At 38.7% G+C, this 18184-nt stretch carries 13 protein-coding genes and 1 rRNA gene (1 of these 14 only partly in view); 6 read left to right on the top strand and 8 right to left on the bottom strand.

Features of this window, described 5'->3' with window-relative positions; translation table 11 throughout:
• The first annotated feature begins 141 nt into the window (after positions 1-141).
• The 4 genes from dnaB (at position 142) to RBH95_RS10960 (ending at position 4690) form a co-directional block, all read left to right on the top strand.
• Positions 142-1689 carry a replicative DNA helicase gene (dnaB, locus tag RBH95_RS10975; RefSeq protein ID WP_307899634.1) on the top strand — a complete coding sequence of 516 codons (1548 nt, stop codon included), beginning with the start codon at positions 142-144 and terminating at the stop codon, positions 1687-1689.
• A 208-nt stretch (positions 1690-1897) separates the two neighbouring features.
• Positions 1898-2920, top strand: coding sequence for an AI-2E family transporter (locus RBH95_RS10970; RefSeq protein WP_307899633.1), 1023 nt, complete (start codon positions 1898-1900; stop codon positions 2918-2920).
• 156 nt (positions 2921-3076) lie between these two features.
• The gene (locus RBH95_RS10965) at positions 3077-4261 is read left to right on the top strand and encodes an asparagine synthetase B (protein ID WP_374047830.1); all 1185 of its coding nucleotides are present in this window, start codon (positions 3077-3079) and stop codon (positions 4259-4261) included.
• Between the two features lie 6 nt (positions 4262-4267).
• Positions 4268-4690, top strand: coding sequence for a secondary thiamine-phosphate synthase enzyme YjbQ (locus RBH95_RS10960; RefSeq protein ID WP_307899631.1), 423 nt, complete (start codon positions 4268-4270; stop codon positions 4688-4690).
• Here the strand turns inward: RBH95_RS10960 and RBH95_RS10955 are convergent.
• From RBH95_RS10955 to RBH95_RS10945, 3 genes are all read right to left on the bottom strand, one after another.
• On the bottom strand, positions 4670-5494 hold the full coding sequence (locus RBH95_RS10955) for an HAD family hydrolase (protein WP_307899630.1): 825 nt from the start codon (positions 5492-5494) through the stop codon (positions 4670-4672). The genes RBH95_RS10960 and RBH95_RS10955 overlap by 21 nt on opposite strands.
• Before the next feature lie 67 nt (positions 5495-5561).
• Complete coding sequence (locus tag RBH95_RS10950; RefSeq protein ID WP_307899629.1) at positions 5562-8822, bottom strand: amidohydrolase family protein; 3261 nt, start codon at positions 8820-8822, stop codon at positions 5562-5564.
• A gap of 151 nt (positions 8823-8973) precedes the next feature.
• Entirely contained in the window at positions 8974-10083 is a 1110-nt protein-coding gene (locus tag RBH95_RS10945) for a hypothetical protein (RefSeq protein WP_307899628.1), read from the bottom strand.
• 274 nt (positions 10084-10357) lie between these two features.
• Between RBH95_RS10945 and RBH95_RS10940 the strand changes: the two genes are divergently transcribed.
• Complete coding sequence (locus RBH95_RS10940) at positions 10358-11380, top strand: ATP-grasp domain-containing protein (protein WP_307899627.1); 1023 nt, start codon at positions 10358-10360, stop codon at positions 11378-11380.
• Here RBH95_RS10940 and RBH95_RS10935 read toward each other — a convergent pair.
• From RBH95_RS10935 to thrS, 5 genes are all read right to left on the bottom strand, one after another.
• A complete protein-coding gene (locus RBH95_RS10935) occupies positions 11367-12680 on the bottom strand; it encodes a CoF synthetase (RefSeq protein ID WP_307899626.1) in 1314 nt (437 codons plus the stop codon). The two genes, RBH95_RS10940 and RBH95_RS10935, sit on opposite strands and share 14 nt — an antisense overlap.
• 113 nt (positions 12681-12793) lie before the next feature.
• Positions 12794-13138 carry a 50S ribosomal protein L20 gene (rplT, locus tag RBH95_RS10930; protein WP_053992364.1) on the bottom strand — a complete coding sequence of 115 codons (345 nt, stop codon included), beginning with the start codon at positions 13136-13138 and terminating at the stop codon, positions 12794-12796.
• Positions 13139-13242: 104 nt separating this feature from the next.
• Positions 13243-13440 carry a 50S ribosomal protein L35 gene (gene rpmI / locus RBH95_RS10925; protein ID WP_102754533.1) on the bottom strand — a complete coding sequence of 66 codons (198 nt, stop codon included), beginning with the start codon at positions 13438-13440 and terminating at the stop codon, positions 13243-13245.
• Positions 13441-13498: 58 nt separating this feature from the next.
• Positions 13499-14047, bottom strand: coding sequence for a translation initiation factor IF-3 (gene infC, locus RBH95_RS10920; protein WP_307902251.1), 549 nt, complete (start codon positions 14045-14047; stop codon positions 13499-13501).
• 37 nt (positions 14048-14084) lie between these two features.
• Positions 14085-16028 carry a threonine--tRNA ligase gene (thrS, locus tag RBH95_RS10915; protein WP_307899625.1) on the bottom strand — a complete coding sequence of 648 codons (1944 nt, stop codon included), beginning with the start codon at positions 16026-16028 and terminating at the stop codon, positions 14085-14087.
• Between the two features lie 658 nt (positions 16029-16686).
• On the opposite strand from thrS, the gene RBH95_RS10910 reads away from it, so the two are divergent.
• Positions 16687-18184: ribosomal RNA gene (locus RBH95_RS10910) — 16S ribosomal RNA — on the top strand (it continues 27 nt past the right edge of the window).

Genomic DNA, 18184 nt, shown 5'->3' with positions numbered 1-18184 from the left:
CTGAAGTGTGTTGCTTCAGTTTTTTTTGGCACTATTAACAATTTTTTTAACTTATTAACAGTTAGATTGTTGATGGATTGTTAAGATTGATTAACCCCATTTATTTAATCTTTCATATCATTTTATTTACATTCGTGATATATGAAACAACCAAACCCAATACAAGGATATAAAGTCGACAAAAGTACATTGATAAGCCTCGAGAAAGGCAAAATACCACCCCAAGCAATCGATTTGGAAGAGGTAGTACTAGGCGCCATGATGATTGATAAGAAAGGTGTCGACGAAGTAATCGATATCCTTAGCCCCGATGCTTTCTACAAGGAAGCTCACAAACATATTTTTGAGTCTATTTTCAAACTTTTTGAAAACAGTGAGCCAATTGACCTTTTAACGGTATCTACCCAACTGAAGAAAGATGGGAAGTTGGACCTAGTAGGTGGTGATTTCTATTTAATCTCACTTACCCAAAGAGTATCATCTTCGGCGCATATCGAATTCCATGCCCGTATCATTCTTCAAAAGTTTATTCAGCGTAGTTTGATAAAAATTTCAAATGAAATTATAGAAGAAGCCTACGATGAAACCAAGGATGTATTTGATCTATTGGATCATGCCGAAGCTAAGCTTTACGAGGTAACGCAGGGGAATGTCAAGAAATCTACTGAGTCGGCTCAAAGTTTGGTAATCCAGGCAAAGAAAAAAATTGAGGAAATTTCCAATAGAGAAGGATTAAGTGGTATTCCAACTGGGTTTACAAAGTTGGATAAACTAACCTCTGGGTGGCAGCCTTCAGATTTAATTATTGTTGCTGCGCGTCCAGGTATGGGAAAAACAGCTTTAACCTTAACCATGGCAAGGAATATTGCTGTAGATGGAAATACACCTGTAGCCTTCTTCTCGCTGGAGATGTCCTCCGTACAGCTGATCACACGTTTGATTTCTAGTGAAACGGGATTATCTTCGGAAAAATTGAGAACAGGTAAACTGGAAAAGCATGAATGGGAGCAGCTTAACGTGAAAGTAAAGTCGTTGGAAAAAGCTCCGTTGTACATTGATGATACACCGTCTCTTTCTATTTTCGATTTACGTGCAAAGGCAAGACGTTTGGCCTCTCAATACGGTATTAAAATGATTATGATTGATTACCTTCAGCTTATGACAGCCGGGGGAAGTCAAAAGGGAGGTGGAAACCGTGAGCAGGAAATTTCCATGATTTCCCGTAACCTTAAAGCGCTTGCAAAAGAATTACATGTACCAGTAATAGCACTGTCGCAGTTATCTCGTGCGGTTGAAACCCGTGGTGGTAGTAAGCGTCCATTGCTATCGGATCTTCGTGAATCTGGAGCGATTGAGCAGGATGCGGATATTGTATCATTTATTTATAGACCTGAATATTATAAAATTGAGGAATGGGATGATGAAGAGCGCTCTCCAACTGAAGGACAAGGGGAGTTTATTGTGGCAAAACACAGGAACGGTGGTTTGGAAAATATCCGTCTTAAGTTTATTGGACATTTAGGTAAATTTGACAACCTAGATGAATTTGATACACCATTTGGGAATGAATTCCACAGTAAAATGAATGAAGGAGGCGATGATAATTTCAATCCAGGAAACTTTACGCCATCGGCGCACGACGCCTTTGGAGCGCCGGAACTACCGGACGATAACGATGTGCCTTTTTAATTAATTGATAGAGTTTTTACTCGTTTTGAAGATGTGAAGAAACAGGAGCTAAGGTTCCTGTTTTTTTATGGATTCTTTTAGAATATAGTGATGAGATAAAATCTGTTTTTTAAACACAATTTTAACCTTTGTAATAGAGGGAATTTTGAAGACAATCCAAACATTTTGGTGTAACTTTGCGCTCTGTTATAAAAGAAAAATTGCCAACATGATCAATCAAACCCGTACTACCAACATGTTATTGCTAATTATAGTAATTCCATTGGTGTTTTATTTATTGAAAACCCTGTCGTTTATCTTTATCCCCTTGGTGTTTTCAATGTTTATAGCTCTATTGTTTTTGCCATTGATGCGTTGGTTGGGAAAACGAAATATTCCTAAAATGGCAAGTATCGTCATTGTGGTTTTGTTAATCGTTTTAGGATTGTGGGTAGGGATTGAGTTGGTAAAATTGTCTAGCCAGCAGATTATGGCAACTAAAAGTGAATTTTTTGATAAGGCGGAAATAAAACTTCTCAATTTAAAAAGTTATCTCACTACAACTTTTGGTGTGGAATTCAAGGAAAACGAAAATGTGCTGGCGCAATTTCTGCAAAAGGAAAATTTGGGAACTACCTTTGATTTTATCAGAAAATTGGCAACATCCATACTGATGACAGCCTTTTTTGTGGTATTATGGTTGGCAGAGTCCATCAATATGCACCAACTGTTGAATACTACCATTTTAAAGCAGCGTCATACCTCGGTAAAGACCTTCATCAAAATTGAAAAAGACTTGATAAAGTTTATTAAAGTGAAGTTTTTGGTGAGCTTGCTTACAGGGATTGGCACCGGATTGGCCTGTGTGTTTTTTGATGTGAGCTTCCCTATTTTCTGGGGCTTGTTTGCATTTGCCATTAACTTTGTGCAAATGGTCGGTTCGTTTATTGCCGTAATTTCTTTGGCCATATTTGCCTTTGTGGAGTTGGATCCTAGTAGTACTTTGTTCTTTTTTGTGCTGTCCATAACAGGTGTTCAAGTGTTGTTTGGAGCCATTATGGAGCCAATTTTTATGGGAAAATCCTTCTCAATCAATATCATTACCGTATTGGTAATGTTGATGCTTTGGGGATTCATTTGGGGTATTCCTGGTTTAATTATGGCTATTCCAATAACTGTTTTTATAAAAATTATCTTAGAGCAATTTCCCAATACCAAACGTATTGCAGATTTGTTATCGGGAACAACCTAGTCTAAATTGCCTAGTTGGTTTGTCTAATATTTCCTTAAAGCTTTTTATTGACGGCTAATTTTTAAGTATCTTTCCACTATGAAGAAGATAGTCGCCTTAGTAGTATTTTTGGTTTTATGTGCAAATGCTAGTTTTGCCTCATACATTTTGGTTCCTATGGATGCCGAAGGGCAGCAAAACCATCTAAAGGCTTATGGCATTACCTATTGGACCTTAGAAAAGCAGCTTAAGGTGAAGTGGTTGTTGAACTACCGAGGAGGTTCCTTTTTGTTGCCTGATGCGGAGGAAATCCAACGAGAGTGCCAGATAAGAGGTGTAAGCTTTGAAGTCTTATCCAATTCCAAAGCCGAAGAAATTTTGGAATTCATCAGTAGTCCTTCTCAAAATATGGAGGCGGTTGTCTTGGAAAAGGCGCCTAAAATTGCCGTATACACTCCTTACGGTAAGCAACCTTGGGACGATGCCGTTACCATGGTGTTGACTTATGCTGAAATTCCCTACGAGACGGTTTATGATGAAGAAGTGTTGAATGATGCGCTGTTGTTGTACGATTGGTTGCATTTGCACCATGAAGATTTTACAGGGCAATTTGGTAAATTCTATAGATCATTCAAATCGGCGGCATGGTATATTGAAGAGAAAAAAGCAGCGGAAGAATTGGCTGCAAAATTGGGATATGATAAAGTATCTGAAGCCAAATTGGCTGTGGCGCTAAAGATTCGGGATTATGTAGTTGGAGGTGGTTTTATGTTTGCCATGTGCAGTGCTACCGATAGTTTTGATATTGCATTAAGTGCTGAAGGTGTGGATATTTGTGAGCCAATGTTTGATGGTGATGGCAGCGATCCAGCTTATCAGAATAAAATTGATTTCAGCAAAACATTTGCTTTTAAGGACTTTTTATTGGAGCGTAATCCTAATGTTTATGAATTCTCATCGATAGACATGACCCAAAAGCGTCGCATTCCAAAAACAACCGATTATTTTACCCTAATGGATTTTTCAGCTAAATGGGATCCTGTGCCAACCATGCTTTGCCAAAATCATACGGCTTTGGTGAAAGGATTTATGGGGCAAACTACAGCCTTTACACGTGATGAAATAAAGTCGAATGTGCTCATCATGGGAGAAAACAAAACCAATGGTGAGGCGAAGTATATTCACGGAATAAAAGGAAAAGGGTTCTTTACTTTTTATGGCGGGCATGATCCAGAAGATTACACACATAGGGTAGGAGACCCCAAAACGGAATTGGATTTACATCCTACGTCTCCTGGTTACCGATTAATATTGAACAACGTATTGTTCCCTGCCGCTAAGAAGAAAAAGCAGAAGACCTAAATAAGCATGAAAAGTTTTCAGAAAGAAATTCGGCTTTCGGCCAAGTCAAGAGGATTTCATTTGGTCACCCAAGAAATACTCAGTCAGTTTTCAGAAATTCAAAATATAAACGTGGGATTGTTTCATGTGTTTATCAAACACACTTCCGCGAGTTTGACCATTAATGAAAATGCCGATCCAACAGTACGTGACGATTTTGAAAGTCATATCAATAAAATGGTGCCCGAAAATCAACCATATTACCGCCACACTTATGAAGGCCCTGATGATATGCCAGCACACATCAAGGCCTCTTTAATGGGAACCTCTGTTCAAATTCCGATTACTCAAGGACAATTGAATTTAGGAATTTGGCAAGGTATTTATTTATGCGAACATCGCAATCATGCCTCTGGAAGGCATTTGGTATTAACGGCCTTTGGCAATTGATTGCTTGTCTTTGATAAGTTGTTCCAAAATAACTTCTACACCTTCTTCGTCATTGCTTTTGGTTTGGTAGCGTGCTACTTCTTTCACATTTGGGTGGGCATTGCTCATGGCATAACTATAGGCTGCTTGTGCCATCATTTCCAAATCGTTGTTGTAGTCACCAAAAACCATGGTTTCTTCCCTTGAAACTCCCAATAAATCCTGAACTTGTTGTAAAGCATAACCTTTATTGGTATTCATATGCGAAAGATCCAACCAATTAGATCCTGAGACTTTCACTTGTATATGGTCTTCGTAATGCTTTACGTGAGGATAGATATTTTGCTCAGAACCGCCAAAACTGTAAACGGCAATCTTTAAGAAATTGTCATCGCTAACTTGGGTCAAGTCCTCAACCTGTTTAAATTCGGTGTAATATTCCTTAAACATATTGATGAAACTCTCATCGTTACTTTCAATGTAGGCCGAACGTTCTCCACATAATACTATATAGGAATCTTCAATGTCCCTCAAAATAGGAATCAGACGATTGATATCTTCCATTGGGAAATAATTGGCGTGCAATTGTTTGTCGCCTTGTTTGGTAAGACCGCCATTTTCAGCAATAATGGTAATCTCGTCTTTTATAGAACCCAGTTTGTCAAGGATACTGAAATATTGACGGCCACTAGCCGCTATAAAATGGACATTATTGGTTTTAAGTTCGTTGAATAATTTATAAAAATTACTACTCACTTCCCCTTTGGAATTGAGCAGTGTGCCATCCATATCGGTGACCACCAATTTGATTTGAGATAAATTCATAGGCAAATTTTTTCCAAAGCTAAGATTATCAAGTTAAAAGGCTCTGAAATTAATGTTAATATATCGTTTAGTGGGCAACTCCTGTATGGCAACTACAGGATGGTGTTGTAAAACTTTGAGTTTCTTCATGCCATGGGAACGCTTGGTTGTACTTGTTGTTTTCCCAATAGAACTTTGTGCGTTCTTTAGGAGAGTTACCAATTTCGTTCATGGTTTCGGTATCATAAAGTCTTCCATTCACCATAGTGTAAATGATGCTTTCAGAATTTTGAATGTCTTCCAATGGGTTTTTATCCATTACAATAAGGTCGGCCAGTTTACCTTCCTTTAAAGAACCAATGTTCTTGGCCATCCCAATATAATCCGCACCATTGATAGTAGCTGCTTTTAGGGCTTCGTGGTTAGTCATGCCTCCTTGTTGCAACATCCACAATTCCCAATGAGCTCCCAAACCTTGCAACTGACCATGGGCACCCAAATTCACTTTTACACCAGCATCAGACAACTTTTTACAGGTTTCAGATACCAAAATGTGTCCATTTTCATATTCGCCATCTGGAACCATGGTTCTGTGTCTTGAGCGAGCATCGATAATACCTCTTGGAGTATATTTCAACAGTTTTTCATTTTCCCAAACATTGGTTTTTTGGTACCAATAGTATTCGCCATTTAATCCTCCATAATTCACAATAAGAGTAGGTGTGTAGCCAACATTACTGTTACTCCATAATTCAACAATATCCTTATAAACAGGAGCCACAGGAATGTTGTGCTCAATTCCTGTATGACCGTCCATAATCATAGACATATTGTGGAAGAAATTGGAACCTCCTTCAGGCACTACAAAAATACCTTCTTCACGAGCGGCTTGTAATACTTGTTGTCGTTGGTCACGTCTTGGTTGGTTGTAACTTTTTACAGAAAGCGCTCCAAATGCTTTGGTACGTCTGATGGAAGAACGGGCATCTTCAAGTCCGTTGATAACAGCTTTAAAGTCGCCATCGGCACCATAAAGAATGAACCCTGTAGAAAATAATCGAGGGCCAACCATATCACCACTTTTTTGTAATTCGGATAGGGTGAAAATCGTTTCTGAATTAGCTGATGGGTCATGGGCAGTAGTGACTCCAAAAGCAAGATTAGCATAGAATTGCCAGTGTTTTTGGGTTGGTAGACCATCTCTAAAGCCTCCAACATGGGCATGCACATCTACAATTCCGGGCATAATGGTTTTTCCTGTTACATCATATACCTTAGCATTGGATGGGATTTTAACATCGGAAGTGCTACCTAAAGCTTCAATTCTGTTTTCATTGATAATGATGGTTCCATTTTCAATCACTTCATCACCTTCCATGGTAATGATTCTTGCTCCTGTTAAAGCAATACGTCCTTTAGGTTTATCAGTTTTCACTTTTAAATTGATGGTAATGCCATCTTCAACCAATTTGGTGTCTTCTGAAATGTTTGCCGTGTAATAGGTGTTCCCTAAAGTCCAGTGTAATTTTTTGCTGTCAGAAGACCAGTGAAGGTTTAGTCCTGCATCCTTCGAAAGCTGTGTTACAGGTACAAATTTAGTCGTATCTGTGATATCCAAAGTTTGGCCGGCATGTGGCATTGGAGCCATGTATACTTTATGCAAATGAATAAAAGCAATCCAATTACCATCAGGGCTAGGAACTAATCTGTTGCCGTGTTTAGATTTTACTAATACTTGATCGTCATTACCATTAAGATTGGCAATTTTGAGTTCTTTGGTAAGTGCTCCAAAGAATTTGCCTCCTGTTTGGTAAATGATTTTTGTGTCTTCATTATTAAAGAAAGGAAAATCACCTTCTTTGGTTACAAATTTGGTGTTGCTACCATCGGCATTCATTACATAAATTCCATGGTTATTGTCATAAGCATAACCTTGATCACTGTTACCGGCTTCTTTCAAATAAACAATTTGCTTGCTGTTATGAGAAAAAGAAGGATTTCTGTAGATGCCTTTTTCAGATGTTAGTTTCACAGGAGTACCACCAGTAGTTGAAACTCTATAGATAGCACCCAAGTCTTCATCGTTCCAAGTTACATAAATAATATTTTTTCCATCCGATGAGAAGCTTGGTTCAAATTCAAAATCGGTATTAGAGGTAAGGCGTTTGGGAGTACCATTTGGAAGCTTTTGGGACCACAAATGACCAACGGCACTAAACACTAATGTTTTGCCGTCTGGGGATGTCACGGCATGTCTGATAACTTTGGCATCGAAGGTGTCGGGAGCCACAGGATTGTCAAATTCAACAGCTTTGGCAATTTTAATATTAGCATCTACTTGAAATGGAATGTTGGTGACTTCAAAAGAATTAATGTTGATTTTATTGATTTTACCACTAGACCAAAACACAATGTCTTCATTGTTGGGCATCCAGTTGAAGTTTGGGTATACTCCAAAAATGGCCCAAGCTTCCTGTTGATCTTTATTTAACTTGTCATAGAGTGGCCACTCTTGACCAGTTTCCAAATCGTGGATATACAGCACCGATTTTTCTCGTACACGCTTTACAAAGGCTAGTTTTTTTCCATCTCTGGAAATTTGAGGACGAGCAGCTCCTCCAGGGCCACCACTAATTCTGTCAATTTTCCCAGTTGCCATGTTGTATCTGTTGATCACATAAATTTGGCTATTTGGGTCTTTGTTGTATTGAAAATAGCCTCCAGGGTACATGTCCTCACTATAATAAAGGTATTTGCCGTCAGGAGATATGGTAGGCTCGTTGACATCCTGTTGGTCGTTTTTACGTTTGGTAAGCTGAATACCGCTCCCTCCAGAATGGTGGTACATCCACATTTCACCCGCACCAGCCGAACGCTCTGAAGTAAAATGTTTCCTAGCAATAATGTATTGTCCGTTTGGAGTCCAAATGGCATTGTTCAAAAGTCTAAAATTCTCCTTGGTGATGGCTTTGGCATTGCTACCATCTGCATCCATCATCCAAATGTTGTCACCACCGCCGGCGTCACTGGTGAAAGAAATATGTTTTCCATCAGGACTAAAACGAGGTTGTACCTCAAAGGCAATGCCTTCTCTCAAACAAGTGGCTTTTCCTCCAGTACTTTTTATTTTGTAGATATCGCCCAACATATCAAAAACAATAAATTGACCATCAGGGCTTACATCTAGATTCATCCAAGTTCCTTCATTTGTAGAAAAATGATGGGTTTGATAGTCAAAATCACCTTGAGGATTATTGACATCCCAAGTTGGGGTTTTGTCTTTATCCTGGCTGAAGAGTGAAAAATGACATGATAGCAGTAGTAGTATTAAAGAGCTTGTTCGTAGCATTTTTATTATGAATTATTTTGGCCCGAAATATACTTATATTTGTTGAAATAGTTGGGTTCTTTTGCAATGGATAAAGGTGTTTAGGTGAGTTGTAAGTAAAAAAAATCCAGTTCTATTAGAACTGGATTTTTATATGTTTTAAAAACTATAATTAATCTGGGATTGCATATTGGAAATAGGTGGCCCACTGGTTTCCTGGGAATGGACAGCCATCTCCCCAAGCAGTTTCTTCACAATCACAAGGTACAGGGATTGTAATAAAAATGGATTGCACATCTTCATCCTCAGGAATAAGAATGATGACCACATCTTCTCCACAAACAGGAACGCAATCTGTATGTTGTAAAGCCATGTCAACAAGCATATTTACTCTGTCCATATCATATGGTCCTGTATAAGAACATTCGCTACAAATGCTATCGTCAATAAGCATCCAAATAGCTATTTGAAGATCTCCAAAGGTATAATTGCCCAATTCAAGGGTAGCCTCTGTTCCAATAAAGCCTTGATTCATTAACCAATTTACGGCGCCAAAGTTTTCTGGGTGTTCAAATTTACCTTCTGGTAGCGTTTCATATGATGAATAAACATCTGCCGTAAAACAATCTCCACTTTCTAGTGAAGTATCTTGATCGGCACACCATGCATCAAAAGCACCAGTCAAGGAATTTTCTGGGTCAATTTCAATGTTGAAATAACTATCAACAGCTTCAACTCCTTTTTCTGTTACACATAGCGAAACTTGAGCTGGTAAAGTATTCGGATATAGGTCGTTGGTTACATCGGTGATGCAGTGTACTACGGCGTGGGCAGCTATGAAAGGGCCGTCTACAATAGGGGCAAAGTATACCACTTCATCGACACAGTCCCATCTGTCATTTTCTTCAAAATGACCTACTTGAGGGTTGCCAGGTTGGTTTACAGGAAAATCCAATGGGGTGGTGGCGACAGATAAATGGGTTTGAGTAATACAATATTTACTATTGGTAATTGAGTAGGTAATTTTGTAATCGCTTCCTTCAACTTCTACTTTCACCGTACCAACAAGTATGTTTTGTCCTGCTAATAGGTCCGTTTCTGAATAAGTTTCATTACAATCGACAAAGGTGGCTGGAGCTGGTTGCTTTGCAGAAGAATCTGTGTCAATTACTGAAGTTTCTCCTGAATTTAATGGTTCTACTTGGCAGCTATAAATGCCTAAGGTCATAATTACTCCAAACAATATGGAGTAAAGGTGGTGAGGGTTCGTTTTGATTTTCATGATTGCATATGATTAGAATTGATATTTGTACCATATGCTATTAATCTAGTTCGATACAAATATATGAAAATTAACATAGATAGCTGTTTTTCAGTGGTTTATATTTATTTTTCTTGTGTTTTAATGTGGGAATTGTGCTATCTTCGAGAAAACAAATGATAAGGTATGCCCATGTATTATGGAAATTTCTGTGTTGATTCCTGACGGGGAAAGTCATATGTTGATTTATGTTGTGAATTGCCTTGCGCAAAGTAGGGGGGTTAAAATACATGTTATGTCCAACCAGAAATGGATTGCAATGCGGCTTTCACGAAATATTCATAGGTTTTCATATTATCCCGAAACTACTGATGGCAATATTTGGATAGATTATATTAACAAAGAGCTAGATAAGTATCCTATCGATGTAATTATGCCAATTTTCGAGACCGGAATACGAAGGCTTATTGCTTATCAAGAGAAAATTAAAAACCCTAAAGCACTTGGTTTGTTGGCGTCCTTAGAAAACTTTGACACCGCTATAAATAAAAATTCTCTTGTAAAGTTTTTACAAAATCATAATATGGCCGTTCCGAAAACTATATATATGAATGGAGGGGCTCGGGACAAGGTGCTAGAATATCCTTTAATTGTTAAGCCAGTAGAGGGGTATGGTGGCGGACAAGGAGTTTGGTTACTGCATAATAGGGAGGAGGAAGACTTATATTTTAAGAGAGCAGAGTTTGGAAAGCATTTTTTAATACAAGAATTTATTGAAGGGTATGATGTGGGATGTAGTGTTTTGTGTAAAGACGGTAAGATTGTGTCATATACTATACAAAAGGAACTCCAAAAAGCAGTGAATGCGCTTGGGCCATTATCTGGAATGGAATTCATTAAAGAAGAACGGGTTTATAAGATTGTTGAATCCTTGATGTCAAAATTGAATTGGTCTGGTATTGCTCATGTAGATTTACGATACGATAGAGATAAAGGTGATTACAAAATTATTGAGATCAATACTCGATTTTGGTCATCAATGGAAGGTTCGGAAATTGCTGGTGTTAATTTCCCCTATTTATACTGTTTGGCAAGTATGGGGGAGCAAATTATTCCAGATGACTATAAGAATGCAAGATTTTATAATTTAAAAGGGCTTATTAAACTTTTTCAAGAGGACAAGACTATTTTGATAGATCAATTGTTTATTCTTAAAAACACCCAAATGAAGTATGTAGTTAAAGATCCAGTTCCCTATGTTTTTAAATTTATAAAGAGGACTAAAAATATATGGGTAAAGGGAGCTAATATTTCATAATGTTGTTTAACACCTTTTTTCGTTTTCCTGAAGAAAGTGTTGGGATTTCGTCAACATAATGAATTTCCACTTCGGCATCATGGCCAAAATCTTGTTTAATATCGGCGATGAGATCTTCTTCATAGGGAAAATTATCATGGATATTAAGCTTGACGGTATACTTATTCTTGGCTTCTTGAATAAATTGAAATTGCTTGAAATAAGAATAGTATTTATAGAATTTGGTATAAACTATAAAGGATGAGATAATTTGCCCACTTGTATCATGTATTAAATCCATTTTTCTACCTTCAATGTATTCCAGTTTTGTCACGCCGTTTTCATGTTTGTTCAATTGTCCTATATCGCCAGTGTCATATCGTATTATTGGCATGCAATAGTTAAAGAGATCCGTTACAACAATACGACCGGGATGACCAGGAGCAACAGTTTCATCGGTATCCAAGTCTAATATTTCAATAAAATAGCTGGCATGATTTATTATGTAGTGATCTGGAGATTCAATGGTTTGCTGTGCTATAATTCCTAATTCTTCATTTGAGTATCTGGATAAAATAGGCACGTCAAAATAGGTATGAAGTTGAGATTTTGTGAAACTATTTAAATGCTCTGCATTGGCAATTATAGAAGTTAGTTTTTTTGGTGGTATGTGCTTTTTTTGCGAGCGTTCCAGGTATTGACAAATAATCTCTAAGGCTGAAGCAAATCCAAGAATGGTTTTGGTTTGTTTATCTCTTTGTAGCCTATTTAAAAATAATTCACAATTTTGGTCATCCAATCTTGTAATATCCAATTGTATGATGTTTTGTAGGTAAGATTGAATGGACGATTTTTGATTGTGTTTTCGCCAAACTTCCAAGTTGTAAAGTCTATTTCCAATGTTGTAGTTGCTCAATTTGGAAAAGTAGATAACATCTGCCGTATTTCTAAATCTTTTATTCTTATCCTGAAAAAGAAAAAAGGGGACTCCTGTAGAACCACTAGTAGCCACCTTAAATGACGCTTTTTCCTTGTAATTTGAAGCCCGAAAGCTTTCAAAATTATGTTGAATGATGGTTTTTTGAATGACAGGGAAATCTTCGAGAGATTTGTAATTAAAATATGCTTGGTAATAAGGTGTACTTTTAGTGGCGTGATCCAACAAGTTGCGAAGGTGAAGATTTCGGTACTCCTCCGAAGTTGTTGAAGCAGGAGAATTTAAAATGGTTTCAATGTCTCTTAAGTGAGTATGGATGGGCGAGCCTTTTAAAAAATCTAATGTCCAAAAGACGCGGTTTCTTATCACATTCAATAATGCCATAACACATTTAAATAATTAAATGTAACATTTATATGGCTGTAAACAAAAAAAATCCGATTCAAATAGAATCGGATTTTTATAAGCGAATTGTTGTTATTATTTAGGCGAACGCCTTACTTTACTTTGTTTACGATTGCTTCAAAAGCTTCTGGGTTGTTCATCGCTAAATCTGCAAGAACCTTACGGTTCAATTCGATATTGTTAGCTTTAAGGGCTCCCATAAACTTAGAATATGACATTCCGTGTAATCTAGCTCCCGCATTGATACGTTGAATCCACAAAGCACGGAAAGTTCTCTTTTTGTTTCTACGGTCTCTATACGAGTATTGCATCGCTTTGTCAACCGCATTTTTGGCTACTGTCCAAACGTTTTTACGTCTTCCAAAGTAACCTTTGGCCTGCTTAAGAACCTTTTTTCTTCTGGCTCTCTTTGCAACTGAATTTACTGATCTTGGCATTTCTTAATTTGTTTTTTTGTAGTAGGCGACCTAAAAAGGTACTTGCTAAATAGTTTTGCCTAACTCCAGGGTTTATAAATTTGTTAACCGGTTAAAGACCGATATTACTTTAAACGTAACATGGTTTTAACATTGTCCTCGTCTGACTTATGTACTAATGTATCATGAGTCAAGGCAAGTTTACGCTTTTTAGATTTTTTAGTCAAAATGTGACTTTTAAAAGCGTGCTTTCTTTTAATCTTACCAGTGCCAGTAAGTTTAAAACGTTTCTTGGCACTTGATTTAGTTTTCATTTTAGGCATCTTTCTCCTAGTTTTTAATTTACGTTTCGCTTATTATTGTTTACCTAATAATTAGGTGTTATTTCGTTTTTTTGGGAGCAATGAACATGGTCATTCGCTTTCCTTCCAATTTTGGCATTTGTTCTACTTTACCAAATTCTTCAAGGTCTTGCGCCAATCGTAACAATAAAATTTGTCCTTGCTCTTTAAACACGATAGAACGTCCTTTAAAAAATACAAAGGCTTTTAGCTTTGCTCCTTCTTTAAGGAATTTCTCAGCGTGTTTCTTTTTGAATTCGTAATCGTGGTCATCGGTTTGAGGGCCAAAACGAATTTCTTTTACAACAACTTTAGACGCTTTTGCTTTTAAGGCTTTATCACGTTTCTTTTGTTCGTAAAGAAACTTTTTATAATCCATAACCTTACAAACAGGAGGATCAGCTTTTGGTGATATCTCTACAAGATCTAAACCTTGTTCTTCGGCAATGGCCAAAGCTGGCCTAATGTCGTAAATGCCCACCTCTACATTGTCACCTACAAGTCTTACCTTTTCGGCTCTAATTTTAGAGTTTATTCTGTGCTGGTCTTCTTTCTGTTCTCTCTTAAAGTTATTTCTGTGTCTACGTATTGCTATGACTTATAAATTTTAGTTAAACTTAATTTTCTTATTTAAAGGTCTTTAATGTCTTTTTTATTTCTTCGTCAACAATGTTGGAAAACTCATCAATGCTTATCAAGCCTAAATCCTGTCCTCCATGTTGGCGTACTGAAATTTTACCTTCAGCTTCCTCATTTTCACCGATAATTACCATATATGGGATTTTTTGCATTTCCGCTTCACGGATTTTCTTCCCAATGGTTTCGTTACGATTATCTATGAGGGCGCGAATTTCGTGATTTTCCAACAAATTTAAAACTTTTTCGGCGTATTTTTCATATTTCTCACTTATACATAGTACAATAGCCTGTTCCGGAACCAACCAAAGAGGGAAGTTTCCTCCAGTGTGTTCCAACAGAATTGCAACGAAACGCTCCATACTTCCAAAAGGGGCACGGTGAATCATTACAGGTCTGTGAAGTTCATTGTCACTACCTTTATATGTAAGGTCAAAACGCTCTGGTAAGTTGTAGTCTACTTGAATAGTACCCAATTGCCATTGTCTTCCTAAGGCATCCTTAACCATAAAGTCTAATTTTGGACCGTAAAAGGCAGCTTCACCTTCTTCAATCACATAATTTAAACCTTTGTCCTTGGCGGCATTTATGATGGCTTGTTCTGCTTTCTCCCAATTTTCTACGCTTCCAATGTATTTCTCTGGATTTTCAGGATCACGAACCGATACTTGAGCTGTAAAGTTTTCGAAGCCTAAGGATCCAAATACATATAGAACCAAATCTATTACTTCCTTAAATTCAGCATCCAATTGATCTGGTGTACAGAAAATATGCGCATCATCTTGAGTGAAGCCTCTTACTCGAGTTAAACCGTGTAATTCTCCACTTTGCTCATATCTATATACGGTACCAAATTCGGCATAACGTTTTGGTAATTCTTTATAGGAGAAAGGACGGGTGTTGTATATTTCACAGTGGTGAGGACAGTTCATTGGTTTCAACAAAAACTCTTCTCCTTCGTGTGGCGTATGAATAGGCTGGAAGCTGTCTTCTCCATATTTGGCATAGTGGCCAGAAGTTACATATAACTCTTTTTGACCAATATGAGGGGTTACAACCATTTCGTAACCTGCTTTCTTTTGAGCTTTTTTAAGGAAGTTTTCCAAACGCTCTCTTAAGGCTGCACCTTTTGGAAGCCATAATGGTAAACCTTGACCAACTTTTTGGGAGAAGGTGAAGAGCTCCAGTTCTTTCCCTAGTTTTCTGTGGTCACGTTTTTTGGCTTCTTCTAATAAGTGAAGGTATTCGGTAAGTTCCTTTTGTTTTGGGAAGGATATACCGTATACTCGGGTGAGCTGTTTATTCTTTTCATCTCCTCTCCAGTAAGCACCAGCTACCGAAAGCAATTTTACAGCTTTGATGATGCCTGTATTAGGAATATGCCCTCCACGACATAAATCGGTGAAGGTAGAATGGTCGCAAAATGTAATGGTACCATCTTCCAGGTTTTCGATCAATTCTACTTTATATTCATTACCTTGAGATTGGTACATAGCTAAGGCATCTTCTTTGGAAACCGAACGCATTTTAAAATCGTGCTTTCCTCTGGCAATCTCAAGCATTTTAGTTTCAATAGCCTTAAAGTCCTTGTCGGAAATGGATTGGTCACCAAAATCAACATCATAATAAAATCCATTTTCAATGGCAGGACCTATGGATAGTTTTACGCCAGGATACAATTCTTCCAAAGCTTGGGCCAATACGTGAGAGCTGGAGTGCCAAAAGGCTTTTTTTCCATCTTTATCATTCCATGTATATAATATTAAGGAACCGTTGGTGGTTATTGGAGTCGAAACTTCAATGGTTTCGTTATTAAAATTTGCTGAAATCACGTTTCTAGCAAACCCCTCACTGATGCTTTTGGCAACATCCATCGGTGTAACGCCTTCTTCAAAGCTTTTTACCGTTCCATCTGGTAATGTAATATCAATCATTTATAGTCTTCTATTTAAGAGGACAAAGATAAGAGGATAAATAATTTCATACAATATATATATATGTATTATTTGGAAGGGCATTAATGATGAGAGAAGCTTTTGACTGAATACTGAAGTTTAATATTGGTAGGCAGTGTCGTTGTCTCATACATTTATATAATAGGAGCATGAATGGGCATGCTACAACAGCTCAACACGGAACTTCCTATAAACCATAAAATATTTCCGCAATCAAACACTTCAATTTCAGACTTCTAAAATTCCTATCTCAAAATATTTTTCAAAAACACAAAAAAAGAGTTGCACATATCCAAAAAGGCGGTATATTTGCACCCGCAAAAACAGCGAGTGCTGTTGTAGCGGAAGGAGTTCATTGAGAGTATCGGTTATAGGGGTTTTGAGAGGTGATTGCGCCACGAAAAAAAAACTTTTTTAAAAAAAAAAAACCGAACTGTTTGTGAGACTCAAAAAAGGGTTCTATATTTGCACCCGCTTAAGCGCTGAGCTTAGGAAAAACAAAGAAGACAAGTTCATTAACATATTGAATTGACAGCGTAAGATTGGATCTTTTATAAGATCTGGTCAAACAAAGAACAAGCCATTTTGAGAACCAAGAAAATTCCGTTTCGGGAGTCTGAATAATATTTAAGATTTAACGATGAAGAGTTTGATCCTGGCTCAGGATGAACGCTAGCGGCAGGCCTAACACATGCAAGTCGAACGGCAGCGGGGAAAAGCTTGCTTTTCCGCCGGCGAGTGGCGCACGGGTGCGTAACGCGTATGCAACCTACCTCTTACAGGGGGATAGCCCAGAGAAATTTGGATTAATACCCCGTAGTATACCGATGTGGCATCACAATGGTATTAAAGTTTCGGCGGTAAGAGATGGGCATGCGTTCTATTAGCTAGTAGGTGTGGTAACGGCACACCTAGGCGACGATAGATAGGGGCCCTGAGAGGGGGATCCCCCACACTGGTACTGAGACACGGACCAGACTCCTACGGGAGGCAGCAGTGAGGAATATTGGACAATGGGCGGGAGCCTGATCCAGCCATGCCGCGTGCAGGAAGACTGCCCTATGGGTTGTAAACTGCTTTTGTACGGGAAGAAACACTCCTACGTGTAGGAGCTTGACGGTACCGTAAGAATAAGGATCGGCTAACTCCGTGCCAGCAGCCGCGGTAATACGGAGGATCCAAGCGTTATCCGGAATCATTGGGTTTAAAGGGTCCGTAGGTGGACCGGTAAGTCAGGGGTGAAAGCCTGCAGCTCAACTGTAGAACTGCCCTTGATACTGTCGGTCTTGAGTCGTTGTGAAGTGGTTAGAATATGTAGTGTAGCGGTGAAATGCATAGATATTACATAGAATACCGATTGCGAAGGCAGATCACTAACAACGTACTGACACTGATGGACGAAAGCGTGGGGAGCGAACAGGATTAGATACCCTGGTAGTCCACGCCGTAAACGATGGTCACTAGCTGTTCGGACTTCGGTCTGAGTGGCTAAGCGAAAGTGATAAGTGACCCACCTGGGGAGTACGTTCGCAAGAATGAAACTCAAAGGAATTGACGGGGGCCCGCACAAGCGGTGGAGCATGTGGTTTAATTCGATGATACGCGAGGAACCTTACCAGGGCTTAAATGTAAGTTGCATGATCTGGAAACAGACTTTCTTCGGACTACTTACAAGGTGCTGCATGGTTGTCGTCAGCTCGTGCCGTGAGGTGTCAGGTTAAGTCCTATAACGAGCGCAACCCCTGTTGTTAGTTGCCATCGGGTCATGCCGGGAACTCTAACAAGACTGCCGGTGCAAACCGCGAGGAAGGTGGGGATGACGTCAAATCATCACGGCCCTTACGTCCTGGGCTACACACGTGCTACAATGGTAGGTACAGAGGGCAGCCACTGCGCGAGCAGGAGCGAATCCACAAAACCTATCACAGTTCGGATCGGAGTCTGCAACTCGACTCCGTGAAGCTGGAATCGCTAGTAATCGGATATCAGCCATGATCCGGTGAATACGTTCCCGGGCCTTGTACACACCGCCCGTCAAGCCATGGAAGCCGGGAGTGCCTGAAGTCCGTCACCGAGAGGAGCGGCCTAGGGTAAAATTGGTAACTAGGGCTAAGTCGTAACAAGGTAGCCGTACC

The sequence above is a fragment of the Mangrovimonas sp. YM274 genome (assembly GCF_030908385.1).
Lineage (GTDB): Bacteria > Bacteroidota > Bacteroidia > Flavobacteriales > Flavobacteriaceae > Mangrovimonas_A.
The sequence above is the reverse complement of the archived record's forward strand: the minus strand, read 5'-3'. Positions and strand labels throughout refer to the sequence as shown.